At 71.8% G+C, this 18455-nt stretch carries 15 protein-coding genes and 1 riboswitch; of the genes, 7 read left to right on the top strand and 8 right to left on the bottom strand.

Annotated elements, in window-relative coordinates; all coding sequences use genetic code 11:
• Positions 1 to 67: 67 nt before the first annotated feature.
• Together G6W55_RS06215 and G6W55_RS06210 are read right to left on the bottom strand one after the other, a co-directional pair.
• Positions 68 to 1186: an acyl-CoA desaturase gene (locus G6W55_RS06215; RefSeq protein ID WP_175519770.1), complete on the bottom strand. Its 1119-nt coding sequence runs from the start codon at positions 1184 to 1186 to the stop codon at positions 68 to 70.
• A gap of 7 nt (positions 1187 to 1193) precedes the next feature.
• A complete protein-coding gene (locus tag G6W55_RS06210; RefSeq protein ID WP_175519769.1) occupies positions 1194 to 2249 on the bottom strand; it encodes a ferredoxin reductase in 1056 nt (351 codons plus the stop codon).
• Positions 2250 to 2335: 86 nt separating this feature from the next.
• Between G6W55_RS06210 and G6W55_RS06205 the strand changes: the two genes are divergently transcribed.
• Positions 2336 to 3475: a CdaR family transcriptional regulator gene (locus tag G6W55_RS06205; RefSeq protein ID WP_175519768.1), complete on the top strand. Its 1140-nt coding sequence runs from the start codon at positions 2336 to 2338 to the stop codon at positions 3473 to 3475.
• Positions 3476 to 3509: 34 nt separating this feature from the next.
• On the opposite strand, the gene G6W55_RS06200 is transcribed toward G6W55_RS06205, so the two are convergent.
• Both G6W55_RS06200 and G6W55_RS06195 read right to left on the bottom strand, forming a co-directional pair.
• A complete protein-coding gene (locus G6W55_RS06200; RefSeq protein WP_254876127.1) occupies positions 3510 to 4925 on the bottom strand; it encodes an amidase family protein in 1416 nt (471 codons plus the stop codon).
• Positions 4926 to 5016: 91 nt separating this feature from the next.
• Positions 5017 to 6537, bottom strand: a complete 1521-nt coding sequence (locus G6W55_RS06195; protein WP_175519766.1) for a short-chain fatty acyl-CoA regulator family protein — start codon at positions 6535 to 6537, stop codon at positions 5017 to 5019.
• 392 nt (positions 6538 to 6929) lie between these two features.
• Between G6W55_RS06195 and aceA the strand changes: the two genes are divergently transcribed.
• From aceA to G6W55_RS06180, 3 genes are all read left to right on the top strand, one after another.
• Positions 6930 to 8219, top strand: a complete 1290-nt coding sequence (gene aceA, locus G6W55_RS06190; protein ID WP_175519765.1) for an isocitrate lyase — start codon at positions 6930 to 6932, stop codon at positions 8217 to 8219.
• A gap of 104 nt (positions 8220 to 8323) precedes the next feature.
• Positions 8324 to 9916, top strand: a complete 1593-nt coding sequence (aceB, locus tag G6W55_RS06185) for a malate synthase A (protein WP_175519764.1) — start codon at positions 8324 to 8326, stop codon at positions 9914 to 9916.
• Complete coding sequence (locus tag G6W55_RS06180; protein WP_175519763.1) at positions 9913 to 10791, top strand: 3-hydroxybutyryl-CoA dehydrogenase; 879 nt, start codon at positions 9913 to 9915, stop codon at positions 10789 to 10791. Before aceB ends, G6W55_RS06180 begins: the two co-directional genes overlap by 4 nt.
• 166 nt (positions 10792 to 10957) lie before the next feature.
• Here the strand turns inward: G6W55_RS06180 and G6W55_RS06175 are convergent, their stop codons facing one another.
• The 3 genes from G6W55_RS06175 to G6W55_RS06165 all read right to left on the bottom strand — a co-directional run bounded on the left by G6W55_RS06175 (position 10958) and on the right by G6W55_RS06165 (position 12425).
• A complete protein-coding gene (locus tag G6W55_RS06175) occupies positions 10958 to 11326 on the bottom strand; it encodes a hypothetical protein (protein ID WP_175519762.1) in 369 nt (122 codons plus the stop codon).
• Between the two features lie 103 nt (positions 11327 to 11429).
• On the bottom strand, positions 11430 to 12185 hold the full coding sequence (locus G6W55_RS06170; RefSeq protein WP_175519761.1) for a CbtA family protein: 756 nt from the start codon (positions 12183 to 12185) through the stop codon (positions 11430 to 11432).
• Positions 12186 to 12206: 21 nt separating this feature from the next.
• Positions 12207 to 12425, bottom strand: a complete 219-nt coding sequence (locus G6W55_RS06165) for a CbtB-domain containing protein (protein ID WP_030786650.1) — start codon at positions 12423 to 12425, stop codon at positions 12207 to 12209.
• Positions 12426 to 12461: 36 nt separating this feature from the next.
• Positions 12462 to 12605, bottom strand: a riboswitch (cobalamin riboswitch).
• Between the two features lie 160 nt (positions 12606 to 12765).
• On the opposite strand from G6W55_RS06165, the gene tsaD reads away from it, so the two are divergent.
• The 3 genes from tsaD to G6W55_RS06150 are packed head-to-tail and all read left to right on the top strand — an operon-like array spanning position 12766 to position 15303.
• Entirely contained in the window at positions 12766 to 13821 is a 1056-nt protein-coding gene (gene tsaD, locus G6W55_RS06160) for a tRNA (adenosine(37)-N6)-threonylcarbamoyltransferase complex transferase subunit TsaD (RefSeq protein WP_175519760.1), read from the top strand.
• The gene (locus G6W55_RS06155; RefSeq protein WP_175519759.1) at positions 13821 to 14402 is read left to right on the top strand and encodes a GNAT family N-acetyltransferase; all 582 of its coding nucleotides are present in this window, start codon (positions 13821 to 13823) and stop codon (positions 14400 to 14402) included. Before tsaD ends, G6W55_RS06155 begins: the two co-directional genes overlap by 1 nt.
• A gap of 16 nt (positions 14403 to 14418) precedes the next feature.
• Positions 14419 to 15303, top strand: coding sequence for a MucR family transcriptional regulator (locus G6W55_RS06150; protein ID WP_175519758.1), 885 nt, complete (start codon positions 14419 to 14421; stop codon positions 15301 to 15303).
• 25 nt (positions 15304 to 15328) lie between these two features.
• On the opposite strand, the gene G6W55_RS06145 is transcribed toward G6W55_RS06150, so the two are convergent.
• Positions 15329 to 18193, bottom strand: a complete 2865-nt coding sequence (locus G6W55_RS06145) for an AAA family ATPase (RefSeq protein ID WP_175519757.1) — start codon at positions 18191 to 18193, stop codon at positions 15329 to 15331.
• Positions 18194 to 18455 lie beyond the last annotated feature (262 nt).

Raw genomic sequence — 18455 nt, 5'->3', positions numbered from 1 at the left:
GGCGCCTGACCGGGGTTCGTCCCGTCAGGCGCCCTTCGTGCGACCGGCCTTCGCCTCGCGCCGGGTGTCAGGCCGCGAGGACCTCCTGTTCGCGGGTGGGTGTCTTGATCTTGGGCTTCTTGTTCGGCAGGGAGAGCCGGAAGACCTTGTGCCACGCGGAGAACACCTGCTTGGGCAGGGGGCCGGTGACGTAGTCCAGCTCGTACTTCTCGAACAGCGCGCGTACCTTCACCGCGACCTCGGCGTAGCGGTTGCTAGGCAGGTCCGGGAACAGGTGGTGTTCGATCTGGTGCGAGAGGTTGCCGGTCATGAAGTGCATGGCCTTGCTGCCGCTGATGTTGGCCGAGCCCATCATCTGGCGGAGGTACCACTGGCCGCGCGTCTCGCCCTTGATCGAGCGGCGCTCGAAGACCTGGACGCCCTCGGGGAAGTGCCCGCACATGATCACCGAGTGGGACCAGAGGTTGCGGACGAGGTTCGCGGTGAAGGTGGCGGCGAGCGTGGGGAGGAAGGACGGGCCCGACAGCAGCGGGTGGATCACGTAGTCCTTGAGCACCTGCTTGCGGATCTTGCGGCCCACGGCCTTGGCCCGCGCGCGGAACTCCGGGTTCTTGCGGCGGCGCTTGTGCAGGTTCTTGCCGAGTTCCAGGTCGTACGCCGCGATGCCGTATTCGAAGAAGCAGGCGTTGAGGAAGTTCCACAGGGGCTGGCCGAGGTGGAACGGGTGCCACTTCTGGTCCTCGTCGACGCGCATGATGCCGTAGCCGAGGTCGTTGTCCTTGCCGATCACGTTGGTGTACTTGTGGTGCAGTTCGTTGTGCGAGTGCTTCCACTGGTCGGACGGCGAGACGTGATCCCATTCCCAGGTGGTGGAGTGGATCTTCGGGTCCCGCATCCAGTCCCACTGGCCGTGCAGGATGTTGTGGCCGATCTCCATGTTGTCCATGATCTTCGCCACGGACAGTCCGGCGGTGCCGAGCACCCACGCGGGCGGGAACATCGAGAACAGCAGCACGCCCCTGCTGGCCAGCTCGAGCTTGCGCTGCGCCGAGATGACCTTGCGGATGTAGGCGGCGTCCTTCTCTCCGCGGCTGGCGAGCACCTCGTCGCGGATCGCGTCCAGCTCGCGGCCGAGCTCCTCGATCTGCTCCGCGGTCAGGTGGGCGGTGGGGTCGATAGCGGTCAAGGTGTTCCTACCGTTCGATGGCGCAGGGGCCCGCCGCGGCGGACACGCAGGTCTGGATGAGGACGCCCGGTTCGGCCTCGGTGATCTCGCCGGTGCGCAGGTCGCGGACGGCGCCCGCCGTGAGGGGCGTGGTGCAGCCGAAGCAGATGCCCATACGGCATCCGGACGGCATGAGCACGCCGGACGCCTCTCCGATGTCGAGCAACGGCGTGGCGCCGTCCGCGTCGACGGTCTTGCCGGTGGTGCTGAAGGTGACCTCACCGCCGTCGCCGGCGACGACGACGGTGGGGCGGAAGCGTTCGGTGTGCAGGCGCTCCGGGACGCCGTGCTCGGTCCAGTGTTTCTCGGCGGCGTCGAGCAGGCCGGCGGGTCCGCAGGCCCAGGTCTCGCGCTCGGCCCAGTCGGGCACGAGTTCGTCGAGGCGGGCGATGTCGAGCATGCCGTCCGTGTCGGTGTGGACCTCGGTGAGCCGCAGTTTGGTGTCCGTGGCCAGGTCGTGCAGTTCGCTGCGGAAGATCACGTCGTGCGGCCGGGGCGCGCAGTGGACCATGACGACGTCGTCGAACTCGGTGTCGCGCAGCATGCCCATGACGGGCGTGATGCCGCTGCCGGCCGTCAGGTAGAGCACCTTGGCGGGCGTGGGCCGCGGCAGCACGAAGTCGCCGGTCGCCTGGTCGAGGTGGATCAGTGTGCCCGGTTTCGCGCGGCGGACCAGGTGGTTGCTGACCTTGCCGTCCGGGATCGCCTTCACGGTGATCGTGATGCGGCCGTCCTGGCGGTTCGTCGGCGAGGTGAGCGAGTAGGCGCGCCACAGGCGCACCCCGTCGACGTCGACTCCGATCCGCACGTACTGACCGGCCGTGTGGCCGCGCCAGCCCCGTCCCGGTCTGATCACGATGGTCGCGGCGTCACCCGTCTCGGGCCGCACGGCCTCGATGCGCCCCCTCAGGTCGGCGCCCGCGCGCAGCGGGCTGACCAGGTCGAGGTAGTCGGACGGCAGCAGGGGCGTCGTGACCATCTCCAGTAGTTTCCACGCCCTGCCGCGGAGGGCTGTACTCGTCATGGCTCCAGCTTGCTGTACCTGAGGGCGTAAAGTCCTGACCGTAGGACGTAAATCTGGTCGGCGGAATTGTTCGCAGGGAATAAGACGTGAGCCATGTGATGCGGAGGGCCAGCGAGCTGACCCTGGACGAGACGACGGTCACGGTGCTTCGGGGCGCGCTGAAGGCCACCGCCGACGAGGTCGTCCAGGCGATCATCGACGAGGTCCCTCCCTACGCCAACGCCCTCTCGGGCCACATGGGTGCCACCATCCGCCGGGCCGTCCGCACCGCCCTGGGGCACTATCTGGACCTCGCGAGCGGGAGCGCCACGGGCGGTGACGGCGGTGACGCGGCCTACGAGCTGGGCCGCGGCGAGGTCCGCGACGGCCGTTCGATGGACGCCCTGCTCAGCGCCTACCGCGTCGGTGCCCGCGTGGCCTGGCGCTGCCTGGCGGCGGGGGCGGTACCCGCGGGTCTGCCGGCCGCCGAGGTCGCCAAGTTCGCCGAGCTGACCTTCGCCTACATCGACGAGCTGTCCGCCGCGAGCGCCGCGGGCCACGCCGACGAGCTGGCCGCACGGGGCAGGGATCAAGAGCGTCACCTGGAGCACCTGGCCCGGGACCTCCTCGCCGGGGCGAGCCCGGACGTGCTGCTGGTCTCCGCCCAGCGGGCCGGGTGGCAGCCTCCGGTTTCGCTGACGGCGGTCCTGCTGCCCGCCGCCCAGGCCCGGCCCGCGTACCGCACGCTCGACCCGGGCACCCTCGTCCTCGACGATCTGCCGGACGCCACGGGTGTGCTGCTCGTCCCCGACGCCGACCGGCCGCATCTCCTGCGACAGCTCACCGAACGCGCCGCCGTGGTCGGCCCGGCCCGGCCATGGGCGCGTGCGTCGGCCTCGTACGCCCGAGCCGTACGCGCGCGCACCCTGTCCTCCGATATTCGCGACACCGAGGACCATCTGCCGGAGCTGGTGCTGAGCGCCGACGCGGACGCGTTCGCCGACCTGCGGGCCCGGGCTCTCGCACCGTTGCGGACCTTGCCGGTCACGACCGCGCGGCGGCTGGAGGAGACGTTGCGGGCGTGGCTGCTGCACCAGGGCAGGCGGGACGAGGTGGCGGCGGCGTTGTTCGTCCACCCTCAGACGGTCCGGTACCGGATGTCGCAGCTACGGGAGCTGTTTCCGGATCTCGCGTCGCCGCACCGGGTCCTCGAACTGACGCTGGCGGTCGGCCTCCGGGTGAGCTGACGCCCCGCGCTCCCCAGGTCGGGGAAGGTTCTGCTCAGGCCGGCCGGCGAGGTGCCGGGAGCTGCGTCAGTTCCTCCGCGACGGCCGGCAGGAGCCGGTCCGCGTATGCCGGGCCCGTGAGTTGTACGCCGATCGGGAGGCCGTTCGGGTCGTGTGCGACGGGGACGATCAGGCTGGGCAGGCCGGTGTGGCTGGTGAGGTTGGTCCAGGCGGTCTGGTCGAAGAAGGGGCGTTCGGCGCCGTCGACCAGGAGGGAGCGGCTGCCGGCGGGGATGGCCGGGGTGGGGGCGGCCGGGGTGACGATGAGGTCGGGCCCGGCGTCGGCGAAGAAGCGGTGCCAGGTCTCCCGTAGTTGGTGGCGTTCCTCGTCGGCGCGGAGCCAGGTGCGGTGGGTCTGGGTCCGGTGGCGGAGGACGGTGGCCCGTGGGCTTGTGTCGTCGTCCTCGAGGGCCTGGGCCGCGGCGAGTTCGGCCGCGGCTGAGGCGTCGTCGGTGGCGGCCGTTGTGGTGGCGTGGAGGAGTTGTTCGAACAGGCGGAGAGAAGCGGCGAAGTCGACCGGTCCCTTTGTGCGGTGGACCGTCGCTCCCGCGGAGGCCAGGGCCTGTTCGACCGTGTCGAGGGCCTGCGCCGTGGCGCTGTCGACGGGGCAGCTCGGGTCGTCCGCCCATACGGCGACGCGGAGTTCGCCGATGGTGCGCTGGGGCGCGGGCAGGCTGACGTGCCAGGGGCTGTTCTCGGCGGGTGCCGGTGTCGTCAGGGCGTGGAGGAGAAGGGCGAGGTCGCGGGGGTGGCGGGCCAGGGGGCCGGGGGTGAGCATGTCGCCGCTGGTGAGCCAGCCCGGCGGGCGGGGGATGTGGCCGCGGGCCGGGACGAGTCCGAGCGTGGGGCGCAGGCCGTGGACGCCGCAGTAGTGGGCGGGGAGCCGGAGTGAACCTGCGAGGTCGCTGCCCAGGTCGGCGGGGGTGAGGTGGGCGGCGACGGCAGCGGCGGGGCCTCCGGAGGAGCCGCCGGTGGTGCGCTCGGGGTCGTGGGGGTTGAGGGTGCGGCCGAAGAGCGGGTTGTCGGTGTGGAGGTCCTGGCAGTACGCGGGCGTGTTGGTCTTGCCCATGATCACGGCCCCTTGGTGACGGAGCCGGGCCACCGCGAGGGCGTCGCGCGCGGGGATGTGATCGGCGAGGTCCTCGGCACCGCACGTGGTGCGCAGCCCTGCCGTCTCGAAGCTGTCCTTGACGGTCATGGGCAGACCGTCGAGGATGCCGGTGCTCGTCCCGGCGGCGCGACGGTCGTCCGCCGCCCGGGCGGCGACGCGGGCCGCGTCGTCGTCGCGGGTGACCACGGCGTTGAGCGGGTCGGCGTCGATCCGGGCGAGGTGGAGGTCGAGCAGCTCACGGCTGGAGATCTCGCCGCGGCGCAGGGCTCGCATCTGGGCGTGGGCGGGTTCGCGGGTCATGTCGGTCGTCATACGGGGATGCGCTCCGGGTGGGTGCCTCGGGAAGCCTCGCGGGCAGGGCGGGTCCGGGTCCCGCCCTGGTGGTCGCCGGTCATACGGCTCCGTCGTTCTCGACGGGGTAGGGCACGAACGTGCTGCTGTTCTGGTCGATGTGCAGGGCGCGGCCCAGTGGGGGTACGGCGCGTTGGGCGCAGCCGAGGCGTTCGCAGACGCGGCAGCCCATGCCGATGGGGGTCGCGGTGGAGGCGTTGGTGAGGTCGAGGCCGTCGGAGTAGACGAGGCGGTGGGCGTGGCGGATCTCGCAGCCGAGGCCGATGGCGTACGTCCGGCCGGGGTCGCCCCAGCCGCCGCGGTGCCGGGTGATGGCGCGGGCCGTCCACAAGTACCGCTGGCTGTCGGGCATTTCGGCGATCTGGACGTGGATGCGGCCGGGTGAGGAGAACGCCTCGTAGACGTTCCACAGGGGGCAGGTGCCGCCGGCGCGGGAGAAGGGGAAGCCGGACGCGGACTGGCGTTTGGAGAGGTTGCCGGCCCGGTCGACGCGTACGAAGGAGAAGGGGACGCCGCGCAGGCGCGGGCGTTGGAGGGTGCTCAGGCGGTGGCAGACGGTCTCGTAGCTGAGGCCGTAGTGGTCGGTGAGGCGTTCGATGTCGTAGCGCGCCTCTTCGGCGGCGGTGTGGAAGGTGGTGTACGGCAGGATCAGCGCGGCCGCGAAGTAGTTGGCGATGCCGATGCGGGCCAGGTCGTGGGGGGTCGAGCCGGGTTCGAAGTCCTCGGTGGCGAGGCGGTCGATGTCCTGTCCGTGTTCCAGCAGGGCGAGTTGGGTGGCCATGCGGAAGGCGCGCTGGCCGGGGCGGAGCCGTGGGGAGAGGTGGAGGGTGCGGGTTCGGTCGGCGTAGTGGTGGAGGTGTTCGGGGTGTTCGCCGGGCTCGGTGGCGAGGCGGATGCCGTGGGTCTCGGCGAGTCGCGTGGTGAGGGCGCCGATGACCTCGCCGGGCCGGATGCCGATCTTCTCGGCGAGGTGCTCGGCGGCGAGGTCGGTGTCGTGGAGGTAGTTCTGGCGGCGGTAGAAGAAGTCCCGGATCTCCTCGTGGGGTGAGAAGACGGTCCCTCTGTCGCGGTCGCGGCTGCCTGTGCCCCTGTCGCGGTCGCGGCTGCCCGTTCCTTGGTCGCGGCTCCCTGTTCCTCGGTCGCGGTCTGCGCCGTCCGCTCCTCTGTTCCGGTCACGGCTGTCCGCCGCTCCGGCGAGCCGTTCGGACAGTCGCTGGTTGCGACGGCCGAGGTCGAGGAGGACCTGGGCGACGCCGGGGTGCCGGGAGGCGAGGTCGGTGAGGTCGGTCGTGGAGATGCGGGACTCCGCGATCTCGCCGGCGAGCGTCTCGCGGAGGTCGGCCACCAGGCGGGTCGCGTCGCGTTCGGAGAAGAAGCCCGGGTCGACGCCGAAGGCTTCGGTGAGGCGGAGCAGGACAGGGACGGTGAGGGGGCGGGAGTCGTGCTCCATCTGGTTCAGATAGCTCGGTGAGATGCCGAGCACGCGGGCCAGTTCGGCCTGGTTCATCCGGCGTTCCTCGCGCAGCCGCCGCAGCCGCGCTCCCGCGTACGTCTTGCTCACCGACCGCTCCTTCGCACCAGGGTCCCGGCTCCGGTCATCGTACGGGAAGAGCCTCCTGGACGACCCTTCGCAAGATTGGCAAAAGGCGGTGTGAAGATTCGCAGAAGTTGGCATTGATCCACAGTTGATGGCACTCAGTGCCAGTGCCAGAGTCGTACTGCGGCCCGCCGGAACCGGTAGGCACCGCCCGGAACCGGGGCACGATTCACTGCCCTGACGTCGGAGATCCCGGCATCCGTGGAGGTGAGCGTCGGCAGCATTGCTCAGCTTCGCCCTTCGGGGCGACGGCGGGCCGCATCTGGAGAACACCCCACGACACGCAGTGCCACTCCCTTGCCCTCTTCCGGGCGGCGGATTGGCAGCAGGTACAGACCGAGGAGACGGTGACAGTCATGGCAGAGGCGAGGACGAGCACGCGGGCGGCCGAGGAGCTGGCGCGGCGCTGGGCCACGGACCCGCGCTGGCAGGGCATCGAGCGCACCTACGGCGCGCAGGACGTGGTGCGGCTGTCCGGCAGTGTGCGGGAGGAGCACACGTTGGCCCGGCGCGGTGCCGAGCGGCTGTGGCGGCAGTTGCACGAGCAGGACTACATCCACGCCCTGGGCGCGCTGACCGGCGGACAGGCCGTGCAGCAGGTCAAGGCCGGCCTCCAGGCCATCTACCTGTCGGGCTGGCAGGTGGCGGCCGACGCCAATCAGGCCGGGCACACCTACCCCGACCAGAGCCTGTACCCGGTCAACTCCGTTCCGCAGGTGGTGCGTCGGATCAACAACGCGCTGCTGCGCGCCGACCAGATCGCCACCGCCGAGGACACCGGGGACACCACCGACTGGCTCGCGCCGATCGTGGCCGACGCGGAGGCCGGGTTCGGCGGCCCGCTGAACGCCTTCGAGCTGACCAAGGCGATGATCGCGGCGGGCGCGGCCGGTATCCACTACGAGGACCAGCTCGCCTCGGAGAAGAAGTGCGGCCACCTCGGCGGGAAGGTGCTGGTGCCGACCTCGCAGCACATCCGTACGCTGAACGCGGCCCGGCTGGCCGCGGACATCGCCGATGTGCCGACCGTGATCGTCGCCCGCACCGACGCCCTCGCCGCGACCCTGCTGACCAGCGATGTGGACGAGCGGGACGCCGAGTTCGTCACCGGTGAGCGCACCGCCGAGGGCTTCTACCGGGTGCGCAACGGCATGGCTCCGGTCATCGCGCGCGGGCTGGCCTACGCCCCGTACGCGGACCTGATCTGGGTGGAGACCGGCACCCCGGACCTGGCGCAGGCACGGGAGTTCGCCGAGGCGATCCACGCGCGGTACCCGGACCAGATGCTCGCCTACAACTGCTCGCCGTCCTTCAACTGGAAGGCGGCGCTGGACGACGACCAGATCGCCAAGTTCCAGCGGGAGTTGGGCGCGATGGGCTACCGCTTCCAGTTCATCACGCTGGCCGGGTTCCACTCCCTCAACCACGGCATGTTCGACCTCGCCCGCGGCTACGCCGAGCACGGCATGACCGCCTATGTCGACCTCCAGGAGCGGGAGTTCGCCGCACAGGCGCAGGGCTTCACCGCCGTCAAGCACCAACGCGAGGTCGGCACGGGGTACTTCGACCTCGTCTCCACCGCCGTCAACCCCGCCTCCTCCACGACGGCGCTGTCCGGCTCCACGGAGGAAGAGCAGTTCCACTAGGCCGCCGTGCCGGACACCCTCCCGCGTCCGGCCCGGCCTTCGGCCGAGCGGAGGGAGGACGACCGTCTCCGTCCCCCTCCGCTCCCACCCCTCAGGAGAGCCCGATGACCACCACCGCCCTCATGCATGACGTCCGTGTCCTCGCCGCGCCCGGTCACCGGCACGACGAGATCCTCACCCCGGCCGCCCTGGACTTCGTCGGCCGGCTGGCCGAGGCATTCGGGCAGCGCCGTCAGGAGCTGCTCAAGGAACGCCGCCGGCAGGCGCTGCGGCTGGCGTCGGGGTCCCCGCTCGACTTCCCCATGGTGACCGCGGCCGTCCGCGACGATCCCGGCTGGCGGGTCGCGCCGCCCGCGCCCGGACTGACCGACCGGCGCGTGGAGATCACCGGTCCCCCGAACCGCCGGATGGCCGTCAACGCGCTCAACTCCGGGGCCCAGGTGTGGATGGCGGACTTCGAGGACGCCACCGCACCCCTGTGGGACAACGTGATCGGCGGTCAGATCAATCTGCTGGACGCCGTCGAGCGCCGGATCGACTTCACCACGCCCGAGGGCAGGGAGTACCGGCTCGGTGAGCAGGTCGCCACCGTCATGGTCCGCCCGCGCGGCTGGCACCTGGACGAGGAGCACCTGGAATACGGCGGCCGGCCCGTGCCCGCCGCGCTCGTCGACTTCGGCCTGTACTTCTTCCACTGCGCCCGGCGCCAGATCGACGCCGGCCGCGGCCCGTACTTCTACCTCCCCAAGCTGGAGAACCGCTACGAGGCCCGGCTGTGGAACGACGTCTTCCTCCTCGCGCAGGAGCTGCTGGGCATCCCGCGCGGCACCGTACGCGCCACCGTCCTCATCGAGACGATCACCGCCGCCTTCGAGATGGAGGAGATCCTCCACGAGCTGCGCGAGCACAGCGCGGGGCTCAACGCGGGCCGCTGGGACTACCTGTTCAGCCTCATCAAGACGTTCGGCCACCGCACCGACTTCCTCCTCCCGGACCGGGCGAAGGTGACGATGACCGCGCCGTTCATGCGGGCCTACACCGAACTCGTCGTCCGTACCTGCCACAAGAGGGGCGCGCACGCCATCGGCGGCATGGCCGCCCAGGTTCCCGGCAAGGACCCGGCCGCCGACGAGGCCGCGCTCGCCACGGTCCGCCTGGACAAGGAACGGGAGGCGGAGGACGGTTTCGACGGCTCGTGGGTCGCGCATCCGGCGCTCGTTCCCGTCTGCCGTACGGCATTTGACGACGTTCTCGGCGGCCGGCCCCACCAACTCGACCGCTCCCGCGACGATGTGGAGGTCACGCCCGCCGAGCTGCTGTCGGTGCGCCGGATCAGCGGTCCGCCCACGGCGGACGGTGTGCGCACCAACGTCCATGTCGCGCTGCGGTACTTCGCCGCCTGGCTGCGCGGTGAGGGCGCCGTCGCCATCGACGGCCTGATGGAGGACGCGGCCACCGCCGAGATCGCCCGTGTGCAGATCTGGCAGTGGCTGCGGCACCGGGTGATCGACCGGGAGACCGTGCGGCGGATCCTGGACGAGGAACTCGCCTCGCTCGGCGCCGCGTATCCGTGGGCGCCCCTGGACGACATCCGGGGTCTGTTCGAACGGACCACGCTGGCCGTCGAGTTGCCGCAGTTCTTCACCTCGGACGCCTACACCCGTCACCTCACGCACCGGACGGAGGTGCGGGCGTGAGCGCGGGCACCGCGGGTGTCACGCGGGTCGGTGTGGTCGGCGGTGGGCAGATGGGCGCCGGGATCGCCGAGGTGTGTGCCCAGGCCGGGGTGGACACCGTCGTCTGCGAGGTGGACGCGGTCGCCGCCCGTGCGGCGCGTGACCGGGTGGCCGCGTCGCTCGACCGGGCGGTCGGGCGCGGCAAGTTGGAGCGTGCGGCGGCTCGGGACGCGCTCGGCCGGCTCGTGTTCACCGGCAGCCTGGACGACCTCGCCGACCGGCAGTTGGTCGTGGAGGCGGTCGTCGAGAACCCGGACGCCAAGACCGAGGTCTTCGCCGCCCTCGACAAGATCGTCGAGGACCCGGCGGCCGTTCTGGCCACCAACACGTCCTCCCTGCCGGTCATGCGCCTGGGCATGGCGACGGCCCGTGCGGACCGGGTGGTGGGGCTGCACTTCTTCAATCCCGTGCCCGTGCTGCCGCTCGTCGAGGTGGTCACCTCGCTGCACACCTCGGCCGAAACCACGGCCGCCGTAACGGACTTCGCGACGCGCACGCTCGGCAAGACGGTCGTCCGGTCCCAGGACCGGGCCGGCTTCGTCGTCAACGCCCTGCTCGTGCCGTACCTTCTCGCCGCCGTCCGGATGGCGGAGTCCGGCTTCGCCAGTGCGGCCGACATCGACGCCGGCATGGAACTGGGCTGCGCGCACCCCATGGGCCCGCTCAGGCTCGCGGATCTGATCGGCCTGGACACGGTCGCCTCGATCGCGGAGTCCCTGTACGACGAGTTCCGGGAGCCGCTCTACGCCCCGCCGCCGCTGCTCCAGCGGATGGTGGAGGCCGGACTCCTCGGCCGCAAGTCCGGCCGCGGATTCCACACCTACGACCAGGGCTGAGGGCCTGGTCCGACGCGGGCTGAGGGGCCCGCGGAGCCGCACGGGGGATGAGGGTCCCCGGTACGGCACGACTGGAGAGGGGCGGGGAGCGTCTGCACAGCGCTTCTCGCCCTCCGGTGTTCCGTGACCGCCGCCTCCCTCTCGATCACGACTCGGGAATCCGGGCTCAGGACGCGGTGCCGCGGTGGCGGTGCAGCAGGGCCGCGAGGGCGCAGCGCAGGCAGTCCGGCTGCCCGGAGTCGGATTCCGTCTCGGCTGTGTCCGTCTTCGCGGTGCTCGCATGGAGGTGGACGCAGTCCGTCGGCGTCGTGCCCGCACCCTCGTGGCAGTGGTCCGGTGGAGCGGCGACCAGCGTCTCCAGGTCCTGCAACAGCCGCTCGGTGCGCCGGACTTGCTGACCGAGTACACGTACCCGGGCGCTCTGGCCGCCGATCTGCCGACGGCTCGCCATCAGCGCCTCGTACTCCTCCACGGTGAGCGCCACGGCCTCGCGCCCTCCGAGGGTGATGCGGCGCGGTTGTGGGTGTCTGGCCACTGGGCTGCTCCTCCGCTCCTCACCGGGGTCGTCGCACTAGAACGCGGAACGCGAGAGGGCCCTCGGATGGTTCCGCGGGCCCTCTCACATGAGCGCATTTCGGTCAGCCGGGGACCGTCCCCGCCGCGACCGGGACGGCCTTCGGCGTGGGGTGCAGGAGCCGCTGGGCCAACTCGCCGAAGACGAGCCCGAATCCGGCCCACAGCGTGGCCTGCATGGCCAGCGCGGAGATCCGGAACCGCCACAGCACGGTGGCCGGGAAGTCACCCGGAACCTCGTTGACCACCGGCAGGAACGCGTACGCCAGCCCGACCGCGAGGGCGAAGGCCGCCACCGCGGCGACGGTGGCGTACCAGTTGCCCAGTCTCGGCGCGAGCCGCCTGCCCAGGAGGGTGGCGGCCACCGCGAGCAGGACGCTGAGGACCATCATCAGGAAGTACAGGGTGGTCCGCTTGCCGATGGTGTCGGGATCCCCGACGGCCGGCGGGTTGGCCGGATACTTCAGGAACGGCACCACGTACACGGCGACCAGTGCGACGCCGGACAGCAGCAGCGCGGTGGCCCGGGGACCGAACCGCCCCACCCGTCCCAGCGCGAAACAGTAGGCCAGCGCGGCGATCCCGCCGAACGCGACCCCGTAGAGCAGCACTCCGGTGGCCAGGCCGGCGGTGGACTGGAGGCCCCTGGAGACGAGTTCGACCTCGTGCTCATGGGCGGGGGCGTGGGACTCCTCAAAGCCGATCGCCCTGTCGACGAGCGGTTCACCGAGGAAGTAGGCGACGAGCAGGGCCAGTACACCGGCGGCGAGGCCGGCGAGCATGCCGCGCACGAGCAGGTTTCTCACAACTGTGGAGTTCATGACGCTTCAGGCTCCCCGGTCTCAGTGGCAGGGGAAGCCGAGCAGATGACGGGCGTCGTGCACCCATTCGTGGACGTTCTCGCCGGACACGACGGCGGTGGCACCCTGTTCGGCGCCGACGAAGTACAGCAGGACCAGCATCAGGATCCCGAAGAACACCGCCCAGGGCACGATCGCGCCGACCGGCAGTTTGCCGGGAACGACGGGGGTGCTGGACGGCGGGGCGACATGCTGCGCCATGGCAGGGCCTCCTCTGGGAGTTCGCGTCCCATCTCGGTGGTGCACATGACGACGGTCACGGGTCTGACTCACCACCCCCGCAGTCCAGGAGTGGCACACAGTGGCGCGACCGTGCCGGATTCCCACCGGCTTCCGCATCGCCGTCGTCGATAACTGGCCGACCGTACCGCTCGAACGGGACATGGCCAATGACCGAACGTCCTCCGGGCCCCCGCTCACACCCAACGCTTACCTGACTGAGGCAGAGGTCGCGTTCGCCGAGCCGGGCCGAGCTTCCCAACACGGTCGACCTTATTGCACACTATTCGCAATAACTAACACTAGGCAGAAAGGGTGCCTCATGGTCTCTCCGATCGTGCTCGGGATCGAGTCGTCGTGCGACGAGACCGGCGCGGGGATCGTCCGGGACGGGGTGCTGCTCGGCCACGCGATCGCGTCGAGCATGGACGAGCACGCCCGCTACGGAGGGGTGGTGCCCGAGATCGCCTCCCGCGCCCATCTGCACGCCCTGCGCCCGGTCGTGCGCCGGGCGCTCGACGAGGCGGGGCTGCGACTGTCGGACGTCGGCGCCGTCGCCGTCACCACCGGACCGGGTCTGTCCGGTGCGCTTCAGGTGGGTCTGGCCGGTGCGAAGGGCATCGCGTACGCGTTGGGGGTGCCGCTGTACGGCGTCCATCATCTGGCCGGGCATGTCGCCGCCGACACGCTGGAGCACGGCCCGCTGCCCGATCCCTGCATGGTGCTGATCGTCTCCGGCGGCCACACCTCGCTGCTGCTCGTCCGTGATCTCGTCCGCGATCCGATCGTCCACCTCGGCGACACCCTGGACGACGCCGCCGGGGAGTGCTTCGACAAGGTGGCGCGGGTGTTCGGGCTGCCGTATCCCGGCGGTCCGGCCGTCGACCGGGCGGCGCGCGAGGGCGATCCGCGCGCCGTGCCGTTCCCGCGCCCGCTTCCGGGGTCGTACGACTTCTCCTTCTCCGGTCTGAAGACGGCGGCGGCGCGCTGGGCCGAGGGGCACGCGGGCCGTGAGCTGCCGGTGGCCGACGGCGCGGCCTCGCTCCAGGAGGCCGTGGCGGACGTACTGACCCGCAAGGCGGTGGCGGCCTGCCGCGAGCACGGGGTCACCACGCTGGTCGTGGTCGGCGGGGTCGCCGCGAACTCGCGGGTGCGGTCGCTGGCGCAGGAGCGGTGCCGGGCCGCCGGGATCACGCTGCGGGTGCCGCCCCTCAAGCTGTGCACGGACAACGGCGCGATGATCGCCGCGGTGGGCGATCTCCTGGTCCGTGCCGGAGCCGAACCGGCTCCGCTGGACGTGTCGATCGACCCGTCGGCGCCCCTGGAGTACGCGGCGCTGCACCCGCGTACGACGGCCGGGCCCGTGGCGGCGGCCTGATGGACATCCGGATCTTCAGGGACGGCATCTCCAAGAGCTGCGACCTCCTGGCCCACGCCTCCGCCCTCCGCTCGGTGTACGCCGACGCCTTCTGCGCCCCGCCGTGGAACGAAGGGGCGGAGCGGGCCGCCGAGTTCGCCGGACGGCTGACGGGGAATGTCCGGCGGCCGGGTTTCACCGCCGCGCTCGCCGTGGAGGGACGGGAGATCGTCGGCTTCGCGACCGCGTGGACGACCCTCGCCCCCTTTCCCACGGACCGCTGCTACCCGCAGGCGGCGGCCGGCCTAGGACCCCGGCGCACGGCGGAGTGGCTGTGCAGCGCCCGTGAGATCGACGAGCTGGCCGTCCGTCCCGTCGCGCGGGGCACGGGGCTGGCCGGTGATCTGCTGGCGGCGGTCACCGAGGGCGCGCCCGGGGACCGTTCATGGCTCCTCACCTCCGTGCGTTCGCCCCGCGCGGTGGCCTTCTACCGGCGCCAGGGCTGGACCCAGGCCACCCACCCCTCCCCCGAGGGCCGCGGCATCGTCGTCTTCCTCGGTCCCCGCCACCCCGCCCGCACCCTCGTGCCGCAACCCCTGTGAGCATCCGGAGTCCCCTGTGCGCACTGCCGAGTCCAGCCGCCGCTCCCCCGGCCAAGTCGCCGTGCACGAAGGGGAGATGGGTCGGCATCCCGACTTCGGTCGCCTGATCCGCGACGAGGCCACGGACACCGTCGTCTGCCATGTCTGCGGGCGGGGTTTCCGCTCGCTGGGGGCGCATGTGCGCGTGCACGACATGACGGCGGCGGAGTACCGGCGGGAGTTCGGGCTGCTGCGCAGCCGGGCGTTGAGCGCGCGGTCCTTCGCACGTGAGCAGTCCCGTGCCCGCCGCGCCGGGTATCTGGCCTCCGAGGACGCCCAAGCGCGCTTCGCCGCGGGCCGGGCGATGGCCCGCTCCGGCGAACTGGCCCGTAAACGCTGGGCCGACACCGACACCGACACCGGCAACCGGGCCGGCACCGGCACCGGCACGCGGGCCGATACCAGCGGGCGGCCAGACCCCGACCCGGCCGAGGCACGACGCGTCCGGCGCGAAAGCCTCGCCGCCGGACGCCGCACCCAGGCCCGCACCGCCGACGAACGCACCGCGGCCGCACTGCGAGCCGCAGGGTTCGCCGACCTCGCCCAAGCCCTGCGCACCCTCTACATCGAGCGTGAGCACAGCGTCGAGGAGACGGCACGCGTCCTCGCCCTCGGCAAGGGCAGGCTCCGACGGCTGCTCGGTGAGCACGGCATCGGGATCCGTCCGTCGGGACAGAACTCCGCCACCGGACGTCACGCGCGCGTCCTGCTCAACGACCGCGCCGCCGCCGAACGCGTCGGCACCGACGACATCGCGGCGTGGCTCCGCGAACGCGCCGTCGAGGGCGCCACGTTGCGGGAACTGGCGGCGGCCACAGGACGCAGCGTCCCCTGGGTGGCCGCGCGGATCGGCCCCCGGTGAGAGCCTCGACGCTCCCCGGCCCCCGTCAGGTCGACGTCGTGATCGCGTCCCGCGTCGTGCCGAGTTTCTTCAACACGCTGGCGACATGGTGCTCGGCGGTGCGGACGGACAGGGCGAGCGCCTGAGCGATGTCCTTGTTGGTCGCCCCGGTGGCCAGGAGATCGGCGACCTGCTGTTCGCGCGGTGACAGATCGGTGCCGTAACTGTGGCGGCTGCGGAGCGTGGGGCGGTGCCGGCCGGCCTCGCGCAGGATGCGCTGGCAGCGGGCGGCGTCCGCGACGGCTTCGAGGCCGGTGAAGGCGTCCAGGGCCTCCTTCACATACCGTGCGGCCACGGCGGGTTCCGCGGCGAGGAGAACCCTGCCGGCGTGCTCGACGGCCTGTGCCGCCTGATAGGGGCGCGGGATCGCCGCGAAGTCGAGACGGGCGCGTTCGAGGAGGTCCGCCGCGGCGCGAGGGTCGCTGTCGGCGGCCAACAGGCCGCGGCACAGCAGGATTTCGGCCTGCGCGGCCGGAGCGTCGCACCCGGCCGCACCGGCCGAGGCCCGCTCGACGAGTTCCTCCGCCTCCGCCCGGTGACCGGTCGCGAGGCCGGCCTGGACCGCGACGGGGACCAGGCCGCTCTGGCGTACCCATACGTTCCGATGCCGCAGGGCGTCGAGCGCGGGTTGCAGGACGCGCCAACCGGCCTCGGGATCGCCCTTCGCGAGGTCGACGCGCGCCACGTCGGCCGTCCCCTCGAAGTAGTCGCCCGCCTCCTGCGGGTCCGTCGTACAGGCGAGGGCATGGCGCCTGGCGTCGGACCAGCGCCCTCGCGCGGTGTCCAACTTGGCCTGCACCAGCATCAGATCGGTCTGGAAGGCCGCGTTGCTGCTGCGCTGGAGCAGGCTGTCGATGTCGTCCGTCAGGCTGTTCCGGCGCCCTTGGGCGATCTCGATGCGGAGCCGCAGCATGCCGCAGTGCCGGGTGGCCTGGTGGTCGCCGATGTGCTCGGCCAGCGCTTCGGTCTTGTCCAGCCACCCGGCGGCCTTGTCGTCGCGGCCCCGCAGGAACGCGTCGAACGCGGCGTTGTGCAGGGCCCGGCAGTGCTGGCGCAGCACCTCCAGGTCGTCGCCGGTGTCCTGGTCGAGGAGTTCATCGAGCAGTCGGTCGCCGTCGGGATCACCGAGGATGCCGAGCAGGGTGATCCGGCTCGCGGAGACGGTGGCGCGGGCGACCGGGTCGTCCGCCCGGCTCAGCAGGTTCACGGCGCGTTCCATGTCCGCGACATCCTGTTCCCGGGTCCGGCCCAGCCAGGAACCCACGCCCAGGGAGGCCAGGGCGATGGCGGCCTTCTCGGGCTGATCGTCCTCCAATTCATCGACCGCGCGGCTCAGTTGCTCGGCGAAGTCAGGACTGTGGTTGTTGATCAGCGCCCTGCCGAGATTGAGGCGGATCTCTCCGCGCACCGCTCGTGGCAGCGCGGGATCGGCGACGATGCGCGCCAGTCTCTCGATGGTGGCGGCGGGATCGGCGCTGCGCGCGGCGATGCGGCTGAGTTCGACGGCGGCCCAGGTGCGCGACTCGGTGGGCAGGCTGGATTCGTGGAGCAGTTGCCGTAGCTGGTCGGCGGCGGTGCCGTCGTCGCCGACCTCTACGGCGTGGCGGGCGGCGCGTTCGGTGTGGGGCAGCCAGAGGGCGGGGTCGCCCAACTGGCGTGCGTGGTAGGCGATCTGGACCAGCGGCGGTGGGTTCTGGGCCTGGAGTGCCTGGATCGCCCTGCGGTGCAGTCGTCGGCGGCGCGGCCCCGAGATCCGTTCGTAGACGGCCTGTCGGGCGAGCGTGTGGTGGAAGGCGTAGCGGTCGGGTCCGCTCTCCTCCAGCACGCTCGCGTCCAGTGCTGCCTCCAGCGCCTCCTCGGCCTGGTCCTCTTCGAGACCCGCCAGTTCGGCGAGCAGGTCCTCCCCGGCGGGTACGGCGAGGACGGCGGCGCCCTGGACGACGGCCACGCCCGGCGGCGGCAGGGTGGCGACCCGGCTGCCGATCGCCTCCTGCAAGGCCCGCGGCACGTCGGCGTCCTCCAGCACGGCGAGGGGTTCGGCGCCGTGGGTGCGGGTGAGCCGGTCGGCGACGACGCGCAGGTCCTCCTCGACCACCAGGGGGAGGCCGCCGCTGCGTTCGAAGAGCTGCGGAGCCAGGGCTTCGGCGTGCCGGGCGCCGATCACGTGCGTGGCCAGCTCGGTGACCTGGGACCGGTCGAGCGGACGGAGGGTCAGGTCGAGTCCATGGGTGCCGATGGGCCGTCGGTAGGGGGCGCCGAGGACATTGCCGTGCGCGGGCAGGTCGTGGCGGCGGTAGGTGAGGACCAGGCGCAGGTCGGCGGGGGTGTTGCGGGCCAGGAGCAGCAGTAGCTCGCGGGTGGCCTCGTCCGCCCAGTGGACGTCCTCGATCGCCAGCAGCACCGGGCCGAGGGCGGCGAGGACCCCGTGAATCGCGTGTGTCAGTCGCGCGCGGGCGTGGTCGGGGGACTCGTCGCCGGGTTCGGGCAGCCATTCCGCCAGCTCGGGGACCTGCGCGGCGAGCAGGGCGGTCGCGGGGCTGAGCGTGGCCGCGCGGTCCTCCGGCGGGCGGGCCTGGCGCAGGGCGTCGATGGCCGGGCCGAACGGCAGCGGTTCCCGCAGGGGGTGGCACCAGCCCCGCAGGATCTGGAGCCCGGTGTCGTCGACGGACGCGGCGGCCTCGTCGAGCAGCCGGGACTTGCCCACGCCCGCCGCACCCTCGATCAGCACCACCGACGGCCCGTGCCGGAGGGCCTCGACGGTGGCGTCCAGTTCCTTCGTCCGACCGGTGAAACCGAGGCTCGTACGCCGGGCCGTGCCGCCCCCGCCCCCCGTGACCCCTGAAGCCTTCATGTCTCACACCCCATCGGCCGCACCGCCACGAACCCGGGACCTCGCCTCCCACCGTACCCACCCCCGCACCGGCCCGCGCCGCCGATGACGAGCCGACCGGAGGCGTGAAACGGCGGCTTTATACGTACCCGGCGACTACCTATCGAATTCGGCGAACCCCACCGCATTTTCTGCTACTGACCTCACAGCAGCGCCGACACTACCCAGGTACTCCCCTTCGGCTACCTAACGCCGCGCAATCAATACCACTCCCGGTCACCGT

Origin of the sequence: Streptomyces sp. CAI-85 (assembly GCF_013363615.1) — a bacterium.
In the GTDB taxonomy this organism is placed as follows: Bacteria; Actinomycetota; Actinomycetes; order Streptomycetales; family Streptomycetaceae; genus Streptomyces; species Streptomyces antibioticus_B.
Note: the sequence above shows the minus strand (reverse complement) of the source record. Positions and strands in the feature narration are given on the sequence as shown.

Excerpts from the sequence above, each read along its gene's own strand:
- G6W55_RS06165 (WP_030786650.1), bottom strand. The coding sequence starts at position 12,425 with ATGGCGCAGCATGTCGCCCCGCCGTCCAGCACCCCCGTCGTTCCCGGC.
- aceA (WP_175519765.1), top strand. The coding sequence starts at position 6,930 with ATGGCAGAGGCGAGGACGAGCACGCGGGCGGCCGAGGAGCTGGCGCGG.
- tsaD (WP_175519760.1), top strand. The coding sequence starts at position 12,766 with ATGGTCTCTCCGATCGTGCTCGGGATCGAGTCGTCGTGCGACGAGACC.
- G6W55_RS06155 (WP_175519759.1), top strand. The coding sequence starts at position 13,821 with ATGGACATCCGGATCTTCAGGGACGGCATCTCCAAGAGCTGCGACCTC.
- G6W55_RS06210 (WP_175519769.1), bottom strand. The coding sequence starts at position 2,249 with ATGACGAGTACAGCCCTCCGCGGCAGGGCGTGGAAACTACTGGAGATG.
- aceB (WP_175519764.1), top strand. The coding sequence starts at position 8,324 with ATGACCACCACCGCCCTCATGCATGACGTCCGTGTCCTCGCCGCGCCC.
- G6W55_RS06170 (WP_175519761.1), bottom strand. The coding sequence starts at position 12,185 with ATGAACTCCACAGTTGTGAGAAACCTGCTCGTGCGCGGCATGCTCGCC.
- G6W55_RS06200 (WP_254876127.1), bottom strand. The coding sequence starts at position 4,925 with ATGACCCGCGAACCCGCCCACGCCCAGATGCGAGCCCTGCGCCGCGGC.
- G6W55_RS06145 (WP_175519757.1), bottom strand. The coding sequence starts at position 18,193 with ATGAAGGCTTCAGGGGTCACGGGGGGCGGGGGCGGCACGGCCCGGCGT.